Raw genomic sequence first — 16,085 nt, 5'->3', positions numbered from 1 at the left:
CCAATTAATTAAAATCAACTTTCGGTGCAGTTTGTGCACTTTGCTCTGCGCTAAAGTTAGGCTTGGTATCCATACCGATAACTTTAGCTGTCATCACTTGCGGGAACTGGCGTGCATAGCCATTAAAGTCTTGTACCGTAGTAATGTAGCGATTACGTGCGACAGCGATCCGGTTTTCAGTGCCTTCAAGCTGTACCTGTAAATCACGGAATTGCTCATTGGCTTTTAAGTCTGGATAATTTTCCGAGACTGCAATTAAACGAGAAAGTGCGCTGGTCATCTGCGCTTGAGCTTCTTGATATTTTTGGAACAGTGCTGGATCTTCCAAAACTTCCTTATCCACTTTTAAGCCCGCAACATTGGCACGTGCTTGAGTCACTTCGGTCAGTACTTGTTCCTCATGTTTCGCGTAACCTTTAACCACATTGACAAGGTTAGGTACCAAATCTGCACGGCGTTGATATTGGTTTTGCACCTCAGACCATGCTGCTGTAACGGCCTCGTCTTTGACTTGTAATGTGTTATAGCCACAACCACTCAGGGTCAACGTACTGACTAATGCGATTGCGAGCATGCTTTTTTTCATTGAATTCATAACCCTTAACCTCAAGTATTTATTTGTAATTGTTTAAATAAATTCATTCTAACCTTATTTTTCGAATGAATTATGTATTTTCTTTGTGATTAAACTGATCTACTCGAAAAATATTTAGCATTAAAAAAAGCCCACAACTCGGGCTTTTTTAACATTTTGAATTAATTATACAATTGCGGTGTAATTTCAGTCTGAAAACTTTCCATTTGATATTCATCAGCAAGGCGTTCTTTCCAATATTTCACGATCTGACTGTAATCAATTTCGCTCGGATGGAATTCTGCTTTGTAATATGACAAATATTCAGGCGCTAGTTGAATAAACATTTTTACCAATAAATACGCGCCGAAAATATTTCCGCCAATCTTCGGTAAACTTTTTTTCTTATCCTGCATAAATAGCTTCGTTGCAGAATAAAACGTAAGACTTGCAAAACCCGTGGTCACACTGCGCATAATCATGCGACGTATTTTGTCATCTCCATAGACATGTTGATATACATCAAATGCCACTGCGCGATGCTCAATTTCTTCAATCGCATGCCACACCCAAAGTTTCACCGCATCATCATCTAAAGTACTGAGTACTTCAGGATGTCTTAAAATATAGCCACCAAGCAAAGCGGTAAAATGTTCAAATGCACAGGTAATTGCCAACTGTATTTTTGGATGTAAGTTTTTTACATAGCTGTCTTTACGTGCCAGCCATGCTTGGAAACGATCTAAATTATAGCTTTCACTGCGCCAAGCATCGTTAAATTCAGCATGGGCTTTGGAATGCATCGCTTCTTGCCCAATGAATGCTGCGATCTCAGCTTGTAATTTTTCATCACTGACTTGATCGCGTACATTGCGCACGCTATGCACAAAGAATTGCTCACCAATGGGAAAGGTCGATGACAATGCCGTCAACAAATGCGACATCACCGGTGAGTTGGCAAAATAATGCCGGCGAATCGCTTTAGGATTGAATTGTGCTCGACGTACCGTAATGCCTATGGCTTTAGGACGATTTAAATATACTTTTTGTGTCGTCACTTGCGTCATGGTCGCTTCCTAAGATTTAGATCATGATCGCAGTATGTAATTCCTAAGCTCTTTCACACATGGCAAAATGTGCTAGCACACTTGCATAATTCACCATTCTAAAGCGCTGTCTGACAACTTTTCAGCGTATTTATCTGCAAAATCCATTCACGTGTCATTTGAGGTAAATTCCAAAAAATAAAAAACCCGCCGAAGCGAGTTTTTTGAATGAATCCAGTTCAATCACTGGCATGTCATGACTTAAACATCTAAGTAGTCAAGAATACCTTCTGCAGCTTGGCGACCTTCCCAGATTGCGGTTACCACAAGGTCAGATCCACGTACCATATCACCGCCGGCAAAAATTTTCGGATTCGATGTTTGGAACTTAAATTCTTGCTGTTCAACAGCAATGACGCGACCTGAACCATCCATACTGATGTTTGATGTAGTAAACCAATCTGCAGGGCTGGTACGGAAACCGAAGGCAAGCAATACTGCATCTGCTGGTAAAATTTCTTCTGAACCTGGAACTGGCTCAGGGCTACGACGACCGCGACTATCAGGCGCACCAAGCTGTGTAGTCACAACTTTAACACCCGTTACTTTGCCATTTTCACCCACAATTTCAATCGGCTGACGATTAAATTGGAAATCCACGCCTTCTTCACGCGCATTTTTCACTTCACGACGTGAACCCGGCATGTTTTCTTCGTCACGACGGTAGGCACAGACAACGGATTCGGCACCTTGACGGATCGAGGTACGGTTACAGTCCATCGCGGTATCACCACCACCCAGAACAATCACTTTTTTGCCTTCCATGCTGATGTATTCAGATGGATCTTTTTCCCAACCTTGCGTACGGTTGACATTGGCAATCAAGAAATCTAGTGCATCATGAACACCAACAAGGTCTTCACCCGCGAAACCGCCCTTCATGTAGGTATAGGTTCCCATACCCATGAATACAGCGTCGTAATCAGCCAATAGCTGATCTATCGTCACATCTGTACCAATTTCGGTATTTAGACGGAATTCAACACCCATGCCCGAGAAAATCTCACGGCGACGTTTCATTACGTCTTTTTCCATTTTGAATTCTGGAATACCAAATGTCAGCAAACCACCAATTTCAGGACGCTTGTCAAATACGACTGGCTTCACACCATTACGTACAAGAATATCGGCACAGCCAAGGCCAGCAGGACCTGCACCAATAATCGCAACTTTTTTGTCTGTCCACTTAACGTGTGACATATCTGGACGCCAGCCCAATGCAAAGGCTGTATCGTTAATGTATTTTTCAGCATTACCAATGGTGACTGCACCAAAGCCGTCATTTAGCGTACATGCGCCTTCACATAAACGGTCTTGTGGGCACACACGACCACAAACTTCAGGCAAGGTGTTGGTTTGATGACACAATTCAGCCGCTTGGAAAATGCGACCTTCTGCAATTAGTTTTAACCAGTTTGGAATGTAGTTATGTACTGGACATTTCCATTCACAATATGGGTTACCGCAACCTAAGCAGCGGTGCGTTTGGTTTTTTGCAACTTCAGCTGTAAACGGTTTATAGATTTCCACAAATTCTGCTTTGCGGACAACTAGATCTTTTTTCTCTGGATCTTGGCGTGCTACATCCAGGAACTGAAAGTCATTATTTAGGCGCTCTGCCATGTCTCTCTCCGTGGGTAGGTGTAAGCATGTTTGGACTTACACCTGCCTATCAAATCTGCAGTAGTGGAATTATTGTGGATCAGCTTGAGTTGTTTTCAACAAAGTCTGCAAATTAGCAGCTTTTGGTTTCACAAGCCAGAATTTGCGGCTATAGAAGTCAAACTCGTTGCGGATCTTATACGCCCAAGCACTACCTGTTTCTTTAATATGTTCATCTAAGATACGGCACAAGAACTCTTTATGTTCTTCCATCGACTCTGTAGAGATACGGTTCAATTCAATCAGTTCGTGGTTGTAATGGTCTACAAAGTCATTATCAAGGTCGAGCACGTAAGCGAAACCGCCTGTCATACCCGCACCAAAGTTATGACCCACTTTACCCAATACAGTCACGATACCACCTGTCATGTATTCACAGCAGTGGTCGCCTGCACCTTCAATCACGGCAAACGCACCTGAGTTACGTACAGCAAAACGCTCGCCTGCTGTACCTGCAGCAAACAATTTACCGCCTGTTGCACCATATAAACAGGTGTTACCAATGATCGCAGTGTTTTGCGTTTGGAACGGTGAACCTTTCGGTGGGAAGATCGAGATACGACCACCTGCCATGCCTTTACCGACGTAGTCATTCGCATCACCTTCAAGGCTAATATGCAGACCACCTGCGTTCCATACACCTAAAGACTGACCAGCTGTACCATTCAGATTCACCTTAACTGGATGTGCTTCCATGCTCAGGTTGCCATAGCGTTTTGCAATTTCACCCGAAATACGCGCGCCAATTGAACGGTCACAGTTACCAATAGTGAAACCGTATTCACCGCCTGTACCTGCTTCAATCGCCGGCAGCATTTCCGCCACCATTTTTTCAGCCAAGAGACCTTTATCAAATGGTGCATTGCCTTGTACTTCACAGTACTGAGCTTTGCCTTCAGCCGCAGGATGCGATTGAAGCAATGCGCTCAAATCAAGGTGTGCATGTTTTTCAGTTTCACCTGGAAGCATTTCCAGTAAATCTGTACGGCCAATCAAATCTTTCAGACTTGATACGCCTAGCGCTGCTAACCATTCACGTGTTTCTTCCGCAATAAAGTGGAAGAAATTGATCAGCATTTCAGGCTCACCGATATAGTGTTCCTGACGTAAATGATCTTGCTGTGTTGCAACACCGGTCGCACAGTTGTTTAAATGGCAAATACGCAGGTATTTACAACCCAATGCGATCATCGGTGTAGAACCAAAACCGAAACTTTCAGCCCCAAGAATCGCTGCTTTCACAACGTCTAGACCTGTTTTCAAGCCACCATCAGTTTGTACACGGACTTTGCCACGCAGGTCATTCACACGAAGCGCCTGATGCGCCTCAGATAGACCAAGTTCCCATGGAGAACCTGCATGGTGAATTGAAGAAAGTGGAGAAGCCGCTGTACCGCCGTCATAACCAGAAATGGTAATGAAGTCTGCGTATGCTTTTGCTACACCTGCCGCAATCGTACCGACACCCGGCTCAGAAACCAGCTTAACGGACACCATCGCCTGTGGGTTAACCTGTTTTAAATCGAAAATTAACTGTGATAAATCTTCGATTGAGTAGATGTCGTGATGCGGCGGCGGAGAAATTAATGTCACACCCGGTACTGAGTAACGTAAACGTGCAATTAAGCCATTCACTTTACCGCCCGGCAACTGACCACCTTCACCTGGTTTTGCACCCTGAGCCACTTTAATTTGAAGGACTTCTGCAGAAGTTAGATATGCAGGGGTCACACCAAAACGGCCAGATGCAATTTGTTTGATTTTCGAGTTACGGATAGTGCCGTAACGCGCTGGGTCTTCGCCGCCCTCACCTGAGTTCGAGCGACCACCAATGGTATTCATTGCGATTGCAATAGCTTCGTGTGCTTCAGGTGACAAAGCACCTAAAGACATCCCAGCCGAGTCAAAACGTGGCAGAATTTCTTCAACGGATTCAACTTGATCGAGTGCAATCGATTGATCTGTTTTCAGCTTAAATAAGTCACGAATCGTCGCGATTGGACGGTTATTCACTAGCTCTGCGTATTCTTTAAAGTCCGCATAATTACCAGAACGCACAGATTTATGCAGTGCATTGATCACGTCTGGGTTAAATGCGTGATATTCCTTACCGAATACAAATTTCAGCATACCGCCTTGATCGATTGGCTTACGTGATTTCCACGCCAAATCTGCCAATTTTTTCAAGTCATTTTCTAGATCAGAGAATGTTGCGCCTTTAATACGGCTCGGTACACCAGTAAAGCATTTTGCAACCACTTCATCAGAGAGGCCGACCGCTTCAAACAACTGACCGCCACGGTAAGAGGCAACAGTAGAAATACCCATCTTAGAAAGGACTTTCAATAAGCCTTTTTCAATGCCTTTACGGAAGTTCGCTTGCGCATGGATTGGGTCACCCAACAACTCACCTTTGGCGATCAAGTCATTGATCACGTCATAAGCTAGGTACGGATAAATCGCAGTTGCACCAAAACCAAGAATCACCGCAAACTGATGTGCATCACGCGCCAAACCAGTTTCCACAATGATGTTGGCATCTGTACGTAGACCCACATTGATTAAATAGTGGTGAACCGCGCCTGTTGCCATTAATGCATTTGCAGGTAAGAAGCCTTGACGGATTTTCTTATCAGACAATACAAGTAATGTCTTTCCATCGCGAATCGCTTGCGCAGATTCTTCACAAATACGTGCGATGGCAGCTTCTAAGCCTTCATCTTCTACATAGTTCAGGTCGATATCTGCAATCTCGTAACCTTTACGACCAAGGGTACGGATTTGATGCATTTTCGAATTTGACAGTACTGGGCTTGAAATGATCAGACGATCTGCATGCTCTGGACCTTGTTCAAATACATTTTGTTCACGGCCGAGGCATGTCTCTAACGACATTACGATCGATTCACGCAATGGATCGATTGGCGGATTCGTAACCTGAGCGAACTGCTGACGGAAGTAGTCAGACACATGGCGCACCTGACGAGACAATACTGCCATTGGCGTATCGTCACCCATTGAGCCCACGGCTTCCTGACCGCTTTCAGCGATTGGACGAAGCAATTGGTCACGTTCTTCAAATGTCACCATGAACATTTTTTGTGAAGCTTTCAGGTCATCACCTTTTAAGCCTTGATCACATAAATATTCTTCTAGCTCTGGACTACCTTGCACACGTACTGAGTTTTCACGTAACCACTGACGGTACGGACGCATACGTTTGAGGTGATTACTCACATCTTGAGTATCGAGCATTTTGCCGGTAAAGGTATCGATCACCAAGATTTGACCCGGACCGACACGACCTTTAGATACAACGTCTTCTGGTTCATAACCCCAAACACCAATTTCGGATGCCAAAGTAATGTAACCATTTTTGGTAATCACCCAACGTGCTGGACGTAAACCATTACGGTCAAGCATACAAATCGCATGACGACCATCTTGAATTACCAGACCTGCTGGACCATCCCAAGCTTCCATATGTTTTGAGTTGAATTCATAGAATGCACGTAAATCCGCATCTAAAGTTTCAACGTTTTGCCAAGCTGGTGGAACCAACATGCGCAGCGCACGGAACAAATCCATACCGCCACCAACAAGGATTTCCAGCATATTGTCTAAGCTTGAAGAATCCGAACCTGTACGGTTTACAATTGGATTCAGCTCAGTTAAACCCGGCAATAATGGGTTTTCAAATTTTGGTGTACGCGCCATCGCCCAGTTACGGTTTGCGGTAATGGTGTTAATTTCACCATTGTGCGCCAAGTAACGGAACGGCTGTGCCAAAGGCCAACGCGGCAAGGTATTGGTTGAGAAGCGCTGATGGAATACCACGATGTGTGACTTTAAACGCTCATCAGCAAGATCGGTATAGAAGTCAGCAATGGCTGCTGGCATCATCAAACCTTTATAGCTGATCACAGTTGAGCATAAAGTGGTTACATAGAAGTATGGGTCAGCAGTCAGTTGTTGTTCTGCACGACGACGTGCCATCACCAACTTACGGTTGAATTCAACCTCTGAAACACCCATTGGGCAATTCACGATAATTTGTTCAAAGGCAGGCAATGACTGCATCGCGATTGAACCCAATGCATCGTTATTGGTTGGCACAACACGCCAAGCGATGACTTTACAGCCTTCGTCTTCGATTTCTTTGGTTAAAATTTGTTTTGCATGTGCGGCTAATGCAGGGTCTAGATTTAGAAATACCGTACCCACAGCAAAAATTTCACTCAATGTAATGTCACTGAGTTTTTTCGCTTCTTCACGGAAAAATTCTTTGGGCATAGCAAGGAGTAGACCACAACCGTCACCGGTTTTGCCATCTGCGGCAATACCACCACGGTGGGTCATACAACTTAAACTATGCATTGCGGTTTTGACGAGATCATGGCTTGCATCACCCTGCATATGGGCGATTAAACCGAAACCACAGTTATCTTTAAACTCATCCGGTTGGTATAAACCTTGAGCGGGAGCTACAGTATTAGGCGATGGCATGTGCATAGCGTACCCTTCTTTTCTTTACAGCTCTTTCGAGCACTTAACAAACTAATTTCTTGTTGCGATTCGTCTTAACTTACTCACATGAATTGTTCTGTCGAGCAAAATTATTTCTTATTCACACCCTTAAGATAAACCGAATTCATCTTTGATGCATGAATAAAAAGTCAAATTTTCTGCTTTTGCAGTTCAGATCAGGGATAACGACTGGATTAATGACTTCGCACTTTTATCGAATCATTTTCGCGCCAAAACAGGGAGAAAAGTTCAATTTACGCACCAATTAAGCAATTTATATGCCAACTTGATGCATTTTCTCCTAAGATGGCTGATTACAAGCATTTTTTAGTTATAACAAATAATTCAAATTGTTCTTTTTTTATTTTATGCACTTTTTCTGTGCAGTTTAAGCTTTCCCTAAGACGTCTTGCGCTATTTTAGAACTAATTAAAAGGATCGGTTACTTCTTGTTCTACCGGTGCAGGTTTTGGACGTGGTGCATCTACACTACTTTGTGATTTTTGCACATCAATCACATTTCCTTCAGCATCTCGACGTGTCACCGTAGTACTTGTCGTTGCATTAGTTGGTGTTGTTACCGTCGTTGCAGCCGCTGCTTTTCGTGCGGCGATTTGAGCTTCATCAATTTTCGGTAAAGGTACAGATTTTAATTTAACAGCATATAACTTTTGACTCGACGACATTTCTTCCGTGCCTAAGTCATTCACATATGCTTGATATTGTTTAAATTCAACAACCTCAGGTTTGATTGAAGCAGGCATAGCGATGTTGAGGCTCGACATTGCAGCTTTGGCATCATTTTGCGACGAATATGGTCCTGTTAAAATGACGTATTGCTCAGGATGGTCTTCACCAGAAAGACGTAGATAAATAAATTTGTGACGCTCAGGCTGCTTACGTAAGAAGCTTTTTAAAATATCTTCTTCAGAAACCCGAAATAATTCAACACCATAAAGCTTGGCAGAGTCATTAATAAATTTAGTGCCGCGAAATTCTGGCTCATGTTGAGCTGTAGCAACCACACGGGTCGTCATATCAAGTGGACGTACTTCTTCATTTAATGCACCAAGATGGGACATTGCTGCCACTTTCTCTGGCTGAATTTGCAAATCCACTTCGGTTTCAGCTTGCTTTTCAACTTCAACCAATTCTTTGGTATCTGTAATCGCCCAGAAAACCAATGCAGCGAACAGACACACAGCTCCACCCACCAACCATGCGTAGTGATGAACTTTTTGCCATTGAGACTGCCGCGCTGCCATGATGTACCTACTCTGCCTGATTTGTCAAAATTGCCTGTTTCATTAACTCAACATCAAACTCTTTGGTGATGATGGCCTGACCTAATGATTTCAGTAAAATAAGTCGTAATTGCCCATTCAATACTTTTTTATCATGAGACATATACGCCAAAAAATCCTCTAGCGGAATTTTAGGGCAAACTATCGGTAATTGTGCACGTAAAATGATTTTTTTTGTACGCTCTAAATCTTCAACTGTGATCCAGCCCATGCGCTGCGATAAATCAGCTGCCATCACCATCCCTGTTGCAACTGCTTCACCATGCAGCCAGACACCATAGCCCAGATAAGACTCAATCGCATGACCAAAAGTATGACCCAAGTTCAGTAATGCACGTTCACCTTGTTCTTTTTCATCATTCGCGACAATCCGGGCTTTATGCGCACATGAACGGTAAACTGCCTCAGCCAATAATGTGGCATCGCCTGCAACTAAAGCGTCCATATGCTGTTCAAGCCAAGTTAAAAACTCTACATCGCCTAAAAGTGCATATTTAATCACTTCGGCTAAACCAGCAGAAAGTTCACGTGGAGGTAAGGTTTTTAACTGTGCCATATCCGCCAATACCACTTGGGGTTGTTGGAAAGCGCCAATCATATTTTTACCTAGTGGGTGGTTAATCCCTGTTTTCCCTCCAACGCTCGAATCCACTTGTGAGAGTAAAGTCGTTGGAACTTGAATAAAATACACACCGCGCTGGAAACATGCCGATGCAAAACCGGCCATATCTCCAATCACTCCCCCCCCCAAGGCAAGTACGGTGCAATCTCGGTTAAAACCTGATTCAAGCAACGCATCAAAAATTAGATTTAAGTGTTCACTGTTTTTGAATTTTTCACCATCGGGCAAAATACATGTCGCAACGGTTTTACCCAAACCCTCAATAGCACGTACATAATGCTGTAAATACAAAGGTGCGACTGTTGTATTTGATACGATCATCACCTGCTTACCGTGAATATAAGGTTCAAGTAAGCTTTCTGGGTTTAAATCACTGCCAATAAAAATGGGGTAACGACGTTCACCAAGTTCAACATGTAAGGTTTGCATGAATTTAACCTTTTCTAACGAGATATATTTTGTGAAACAATTAAATTAAAAATTTTTTGCGCAAGATCTCGCGCGGCACCTTGATTGGTTTCAATAATATAGTGCGCGACTTCACGATAAAGTGGATCACGTACAGCCAATAAATCTCGAAGCTTCTGTTCAGGATTTTCGACTTGAAGAAGTGGACGATTTTTGTCGCGGTAGGTTCGTTGTAACTGAATTTCCACCGGAGTATACAGATAAACAACAATACCCCGTTGTTTTAAAAATTCACGATTGGGAGCCTGAGTGACCGCACCACCACCAGTGGCAAGCACCAGCTGCTTTTTTGCAGTTAACTCATCAATTACATTCGTTTCACGACTTCGAAAACCAACTTCCCCTTCTTTTTCAAAAATCCAAGGAATCGTTGCACCTGTTTTACGTTCTATTTCATGATCACTGTCAAGAAATTCACGTCCTAACAACTCTGCTAAATGTCGTCCTACAGTTGTTTTTCCTGCCCCCATTGGCCCTACCAAATAAATATTTGGTAGGGTTTCAAACTCTTTGCTTGGCAAGGAGTCACCTATTTCTTTTGTTAAATTGAAAATATATTAATGATTTCTGGTAACACTGTCATTAACAATTCGTGGTGTAACAAAAATCAGGAGTTCTGTCTGTGCACTAGTTTTCACATTATTTTTAAATAAGTTTCCAACAACTGGCAAATCTCCTAAAAAAGGGACTTTGGTATACTGGTTTTGTTGAATGTCATCAAAAATACCACCAAGGACTACTGTTTCACCATCACCGACTAAAACATTAGTCTCAAGTTTATTGGTATTAATTAAATAGCCAGCTGCTGTTAATCGACCAACAGTATCCTTGTTAACTTTTAGATCCATTTGTACTTTCCCATCAGGTGTAATACTTGGAGTCACTTCCAGTTTCAGATTCGCATCAACAAAACTCGTTGTCGTACCGCCCTCAGCACTCCAGCTTTGATAAGGAATTTGATCTCCCCTCAAAATTGTTGCTTTTTGCTTATCTCCCGTTAAAACTTTAGGCGCTGCTAAAACTTCACCATGACCATCCGTTTGTAAAGCTGTAAGTTGTAGATCAAGCATAAAGTCTGAAATTTTAAGCAACCCAAAACTAAAGTTTCCTGCCGATGCCGTCCCCAAATCTACCGCTAAATCCAACTTTGGAGAATAATCTCCCCCCCAAACATTTGATCCATTAGCACCCGCACTTAAACTTGGATTATTACGCTGTATACCCCAATTAACACCAAGCTCTCTCGAGAACTCTGTTTGAGCAGTCACAATTCTTGTTTCAACCATAACCTGCTTCACAGCAACATCTAATAGATCAATCATCTTACGAACTTTATCAATATTCTCAGATGTATCATTAACAATAAGTGTATTTGTCCTATTATCAGAAACAACACTACCTCTTGGGCTCAGTACACTTTCTAATGCAAGTGATGTACCTCCTGCTGTACCATTTGACTCTGCCCCTTTTCCATCTCGGGAATCTTCTAATAATTTTAAAATATCTGAAGATTTCGCATAACTCAGTTGAATATATTCCGTTTGAATTGGTGCTAATTTTATTCGCTGTGCAATTGCTTTCGCTTCATCATCTTCCGCTTTAATCAGCTCAGAAACTGGTGCAATCCAAATCACATTACCGTTACGACGTTTATCCAAGTTTTTGGTTTTTAACACAATATCCAATGCTTGATCCCAAGGCACATCTTTTAAACGCAGGGTAATATTGCCTTGGACGGTATCAGCCGCAACCATATTGATTTCAGTAAAATCTGCCAATAACTGCAAGACACGACGAACTTCAATATCCTGAAAATCTAAAGAGATTTTTTTACCCGTGTAATGATTGGCTGCTTTTGGACGTAATGGATTTTTATCTTCTGGACGCTTCAGACTAACCGTCAACTTATTGTCCGATTGATACGCCATGTACTCATAGCTGCCTGAAGATTGAATGGTAATAGTCCCATTACCGCCATCATTATGTGCATCTACGGTTGATACAGGCGTTGCAAAGTCATTCACATTTAAACGGCGTGTCAAATGTGTAGGAATTTTATTTCCTAATGTACGAATAACAATTTTACTGCCTTGTTGTTGCACATCAATAGGGGTATTTCCACCCAGTAAATCAACAACCACTTGGCCTTCACCATTCGACCCACGATGGAAACCAATATTTGAAATCCCTTGTTGCTGACGCTGAGCAACTGGTTCAGCAACACTCGCAGCTTGTGCTGAATTGATTTTTAAAATAAAGGTATTGCCTTCAACACGTGTGGTAAATGCACCTGCATTGGCCAAGTTTACAGTCAAACGTGCACGCTGTGCATCTGAAGTTACATCCACTGAACTTGCTTCAGCGGTTGCGACAGCAATTGAACTTTGCTTTAAATTTTGCTGTGCTTTATCAAAATCCAACACCAAACGTGAAGGTTGATCCAACTGGTATGCCTGTGGTTGTGGTGGTAAACCATTAAACATCACCCGAATTTCAGTTCCCTGACCTGGAATCTGCATCGGCACAATATTGGTTACACTGACCTGTGCACTGGCAACTTGCATCATCGCCATTGCAACAGCACCCATCGAAAACTGACGAAACACCTGCTTCATTGTATTGCCATCCCCAAAAATAAAATCTTGTACAGTATTTTTCATTTTTTATTCCTTTAAGCTTATGGCGCTGGCCCAATTAAAATGAGACTTCTCGGACGTTCGACATACCCTTCTCGACCATCTGGAATAATCTCAATCAAATCAATTTGTGTCGGGGTAATATTGACCACTCGACCATGATTGAGCCCCATATAACTGCCACGTTGAATACGCTCAACCTCACCATCTGGTGTTTGAATTAAGGCCAAAGTCTGACCTGATTGATTACGCATGCTGCCTTTCATATTTAAGGTTTCAAGGGCATAGCTTTCCAAAGGTTGTGGCTGACGATTCAAGTTCGGATAAACGCGTTTACCCGCCATAATTTTCAGTTCTGCCGCGAGTGAGCTTGGTAAAAACGGACTCTTTAATGAATGCGCAGCATAATTAAAGGTCTCAACCGGTACAAAATCTGGCGCTGGCTCAATCGCCATCGGTTCCTGATTTCGAATATTGGCCATTTCCTGATTTACGACATCAATACGTGATTCACAACCTGCTAACAACATTACTGCAACAACAGAAAGTACCAATTTATTCATTTTCATTTTGGAGCCTCCCCTGTACTAGCTGCAGCTGTATCAGCAGCTTCAGTATTTCCAACATAGCGATATGTTTTGGCATTCAACACATAGTCAACTTTTGGAATATCTGAATTTTTTTCTTTATTTGCTGTCGCAATAATTGTGAAATTATGCAAAGTCACAATACGCGATAAACCGGCGATACCACTGACAAATGAACCAAAGGCATGATAATCCCCTGTTGCCTCAATACTGATCGGCTGTTCAATAAAGAATTCTTGTTTCACTTCTGGTTCAAGTCGAATAATTTTAAATTTCAACCCTGAATTCACACCAGTCAGGTTAATGTCTTCAACCAAGCCCGGAATTTCAGTTTCTTTCGGTAATTGTTCCAATTGCTGATTAAAACGCGCTTCCATATCTTGCAATTGCATTTCATATTGCTTCAAGTTACGCAGTTTTGAATCTTTTTCACGAAATTCATTTAATAAATTTTGTTCTTGCGCATTGGCATTGGAAATTGCATCAATCTTATTTTTAATCGCTAAAAAATAGCCCAAAATCGCCACAAGAATAATAATAAAGATCCAACAGGTGATTTTGACCGACAATGGCCAACTGCCATAGTTATTTGGATCTAAGGTATTAAACTGCTGCATGAACTTTTCAAGTGTCATTTTCTTTTTAGGCACGACGACAGCATCTTGATTCAATTGTTCAAATTCATCACGACTCATTTTGCAGCCTCCGGAGTTGGTGTTGCTGCAGTTTGTGCGTCAGATGTTTGCGCCGATGAAGCTGACTGTCCTGCATTTGCTGCTGGATCATTAATGGTCGGCTGCGCAATTTGCTCCAAATCAGCAGTCACAGTAAATGCACCATAAGATTCTTCTACGCGAGGAACCACTGACGTCGGCGCTTTGTCTTTTTTCTCTTCAGCCACAAGGAATGAGCTCATGAAGGCATTACGATACCAAGGTGATGCTTCCAAATTACGCAGTAAATCTGCAACAGTATTTGGACTTTCCGCACGCCCTTCGATCATAAATTTGTCGCCATTACGCTCAAATTTTGTGATGTACATATTGGCAGGTGTCACACGAACCAATTCATCTACAAGATGTACCGCGATTGGACGTTGACCTTGTAAGCCTTGAATCAGCTTCATGCGTTCAATAATGGCATTACGTTGTTCTTGCAAACCATCTAAAGACTTTAATTGAACATCTAAATTTTGGTTATGACTGATAATCAATTGGTTCGCTTGTTCTTGATCTTTTAATTTGTGATCAAAGTACAACCATGTTAAACCAACCCCAATTACCCCAATTAAGAAAGCCCCAATACAAAGTGCAATAAATTCTTTTTTTCGTTTCTCTCTTAGCTCATCACGCCAAGGGAGCAAGTTAATTTTTGCCATTAATCAAAACTCCTCAATGCTAGACCGCATGCCACCATGAGTGATGAGGCATCATTTTCAATTTTTTTAATATCAATTTGAGGTGAAAAACCCATTTGTAAGAATGGATTGGCAATCGTGACGCGGTAACCCAATTTTTGTTGAAGTAGTTTTGCAAGCCCCGGAATATTGGCATTCCCCCCTGCCAATAAAATATGGTCAATTTCGTTGAACTGTGAAGATGAGAAGAAGAACTGTAAAGAACGCGCTGCTTGTTGAACGACTGCTTCTAAGAAGGGTTCTAAGACTTCAACATCATAATCATCTGGCAAGGCACGTGTTTTTTTCGCACGACCCGCTTCTTCGAAAGACAATGCATAGCGATTTTGAATTTCCTGTGTCAACTGCTTGCCACCAAACACTTGCTCACGGGTATAAATCACTTTGTTATTCTGCATAACAGATAAGGTCGTCATACTATGACCAATATCTAAAATACCCACGGTATTTACACCCATTGGCAAAGTATCTGAGAAAACTTTAAATGCATTTTCAATTGCAAAGCTTTCTACATCGCCAATTTTTGGTGTCAGACCCGCAAGCTGAATGACTTCCGCACGCGCTTCAACATTTTCAATACGCGTAGCGACAAGTAAAACATTGACACGATTTGGATTAGATAGACGATCCGGCAAGACCTCAAAATCAAGGCTCGCTTCATCCAATGGGAAAGGAATATATTGCTCAGCATCATCACGAATCTGAATTTCACGTTCATCATCGTTCATATCTGCGTCCATTTCGATGATTTTTGTAATCACCATCGATGTTGGAACCGCTAAAGCTGCATTAGTGGTCTGCGTATTGGCCAAATTAATTGCGCGCTCTAAACAGTCACCGACAGCTTCCGGATTCAATATGTTCTTTTCAACAACACTTCCTTCTGGTAATGGGACCAAAGCATAGCTTTCTACCCAATACCGCCCACTCTTTACAGAAAGTTCCAAAACCTTAACAGAAGTCGAACTAATATCTACTCCTATTAACCCCTTATTTGGCTTACGATATAACCTGAGCACAATATAATTCCTATTATTTTTTTATCCCCAAAAAAATTAACCCACTAATTAGCATTGGTCTATAATTTTATACAGATACAATAACTCATCTAACAATCCGTATATCGAAAGGATATACTGACCACCAATTAGTTTGCCATTAGCTCTTATTAAAACTTACTTG

Annotated in this window: 12 protein-coding genes; all 12 read right to left on the bottom strand. The window is 42.1% G+C overall.

The features are described 5' to 3' along the window. Positions 1-4: 4 nt before the first annotated feature. Positions 5-595, bottom strand: a complete 591-nt coding sequence (locus FTU65_RS00560; RefSeq protein WP_078189372.1) for a LemA family protein — start codon at positions 593-595, stop codon at positions 5-7. A 161-nt stretch (positions 596-756) separates the two neighbouring features. Next, positions 757-1,641 (bottom strand): metal-dependent hydrolase, encoded by an 885-nt coding sequence (locus FTU65_RS00555; RefSeq protein ID WP_180066130.1) that lies wholly within the window; start codon positions 1,639-1,641, stop codon positions 757-759. A gap of 240 nt (positions 1,642-1,881) precedes the next feature. Continuing rightward, positions 1,882-3,303 carry an FAD-dependent oxidoreductase gene (locus FTU65_RS00550; protein ID WP_180064856.1) on the bottom strand — a complete coding sequence of 474 codons (1,422 nt, stop codon included), beginning with the start codon at positions 3,301-3,303 and terminating at the stop codon, positions 1,882-1,884. Positions 3,304-3,372: 69 nt separating this feature from the next. Then, the gene (gene gltB / locus FTU65_RS00545) at positions 3,373-7,848 is read right to left on the bottom strand and encodes a glutamate synthase large subunit (protein ID WP_180064906.1); all 4,476 of its coding nucleotides are present in this window, start codon (positions 7,846-7,848) and stop codon (positions 3,373-3,375) included. 446 nt (positions 7,849-8,294) lie between these two features. Then, the gene (locus FTU65_RS00540; protein ID WP_180064857.1) at positions 8,295-9,134 is read right to left on the bottom strand and encodes a hypothetical protein; all 840 of its coding nucleotides are present in this window, start codon (positions 9,132-9,134) and stop codon (positions 8,295-8,297) included. Between the two features lie 7 nt (positions 9,135-9,141). Further along, a complete protein-coding gene (gene aroB, locus FTU65_RS00535) occupies positions 9,142-10,224 on the bottom strand; it encodes a 3-dehydroquinate synthase (RefSeq protein ID WP_180064858.1) in 1,083 nt (360 codons plus the stop codon). A gap of 14 nt (positions 10,225-10,238) precedes the next feature. After that, a complete protein-coding gene (gene aroK, locus FTU65_RS00530; RefSeq protein WP_180064859.1) occupies positions 10,239-10,784 on the bottom strand; it encodes a shikimate kinase AroK in 546 nt (181 codons plus the stop codon). A gap of 36 nt (positions 10,785-10,820) precedes the next feature. Further along, positions 10,821-12,923 carry a type IV pilus secretin PilQ gene (pilQ, locus tag FTU65_RS00525; protein WP_180064860.1) on the bottom strand — a complete coding sequence of 701 codons (2,103 nt, stop codon included), beginning with the start codon at positions 12,921-12,923 and terminating at the stop codon, positions 10,821-10,823. Positions 12,924-12,940: 17 nt separating this feature from the next. After that, on the bottom strand, positions 12,941-13,468 hold the full coding sequence (locus FTU65_RS00520; RefSeq protein WP_180064861.1) for a pilus assembly protein PilP: 528 nt from the start codon (positions 13,466-13,468) through the stop codon (positions 12,941-12,943). After that, a complete protein-coding gene (locus FTU65_RS00515; protein ID WP_180064862.1) occupies positions 13,465-14,181 on the bottom strand; it encodes a type 4a pilus biogenesis protein PilO in 717 nt (238 codons plus the stop codon). The genes FTU65_RS00520 and FTU65_RS00515 overlap by 4 nt, the downstream gene beginning before the upstream one ends. Then, positions 14,178-14,864, bottom strand: coding sequence for a PilN domain-containing protein (locus tag FTU65_RS00510; RefSeq protein WP_078189382.1), 687 nt, complete (start codon positions 14,862-14,864; stop codon positions 14,178-14,180). The genes FTU65_RS00515 and FTU65_RS00510 overlap by 4 nt, the downstream gene beginning before the upstream one ends. Beyond that, the gene (locus tag FTU65_RS00505) at positions 14,864-15,922 is read right to left on the bottom strand and encodes a pilus assembly protein PilM (RefSeq protein WP_078189383.1); all 1,059 of its coding nucleotides are present in this window, start codon (positions 15,920-15,922) and stop codon (positions 14,864-14,866) included. The genes FTU65_RS00510 and FTU65_RS00505 overlap by 1 nt, the downstream gene beginning before the upstream one ends. Positions 15,923-16,085 lie beyond the last annotated feature (163 nt).

The organism is Acinetobacter sp. YH12129, assembly GCF_013418685.1.
GTDB classification, from domain to species: domain Bacteria; phylum Pseudomonadota; class Gammaproteobacteria; order Pseudomonadales; family Moraxellaceae; genus Acinetobacter; species Acinetobacter amyesii.
This window is presented reverse-complemented; position numbering and strand designations above follow the sequence as displayed.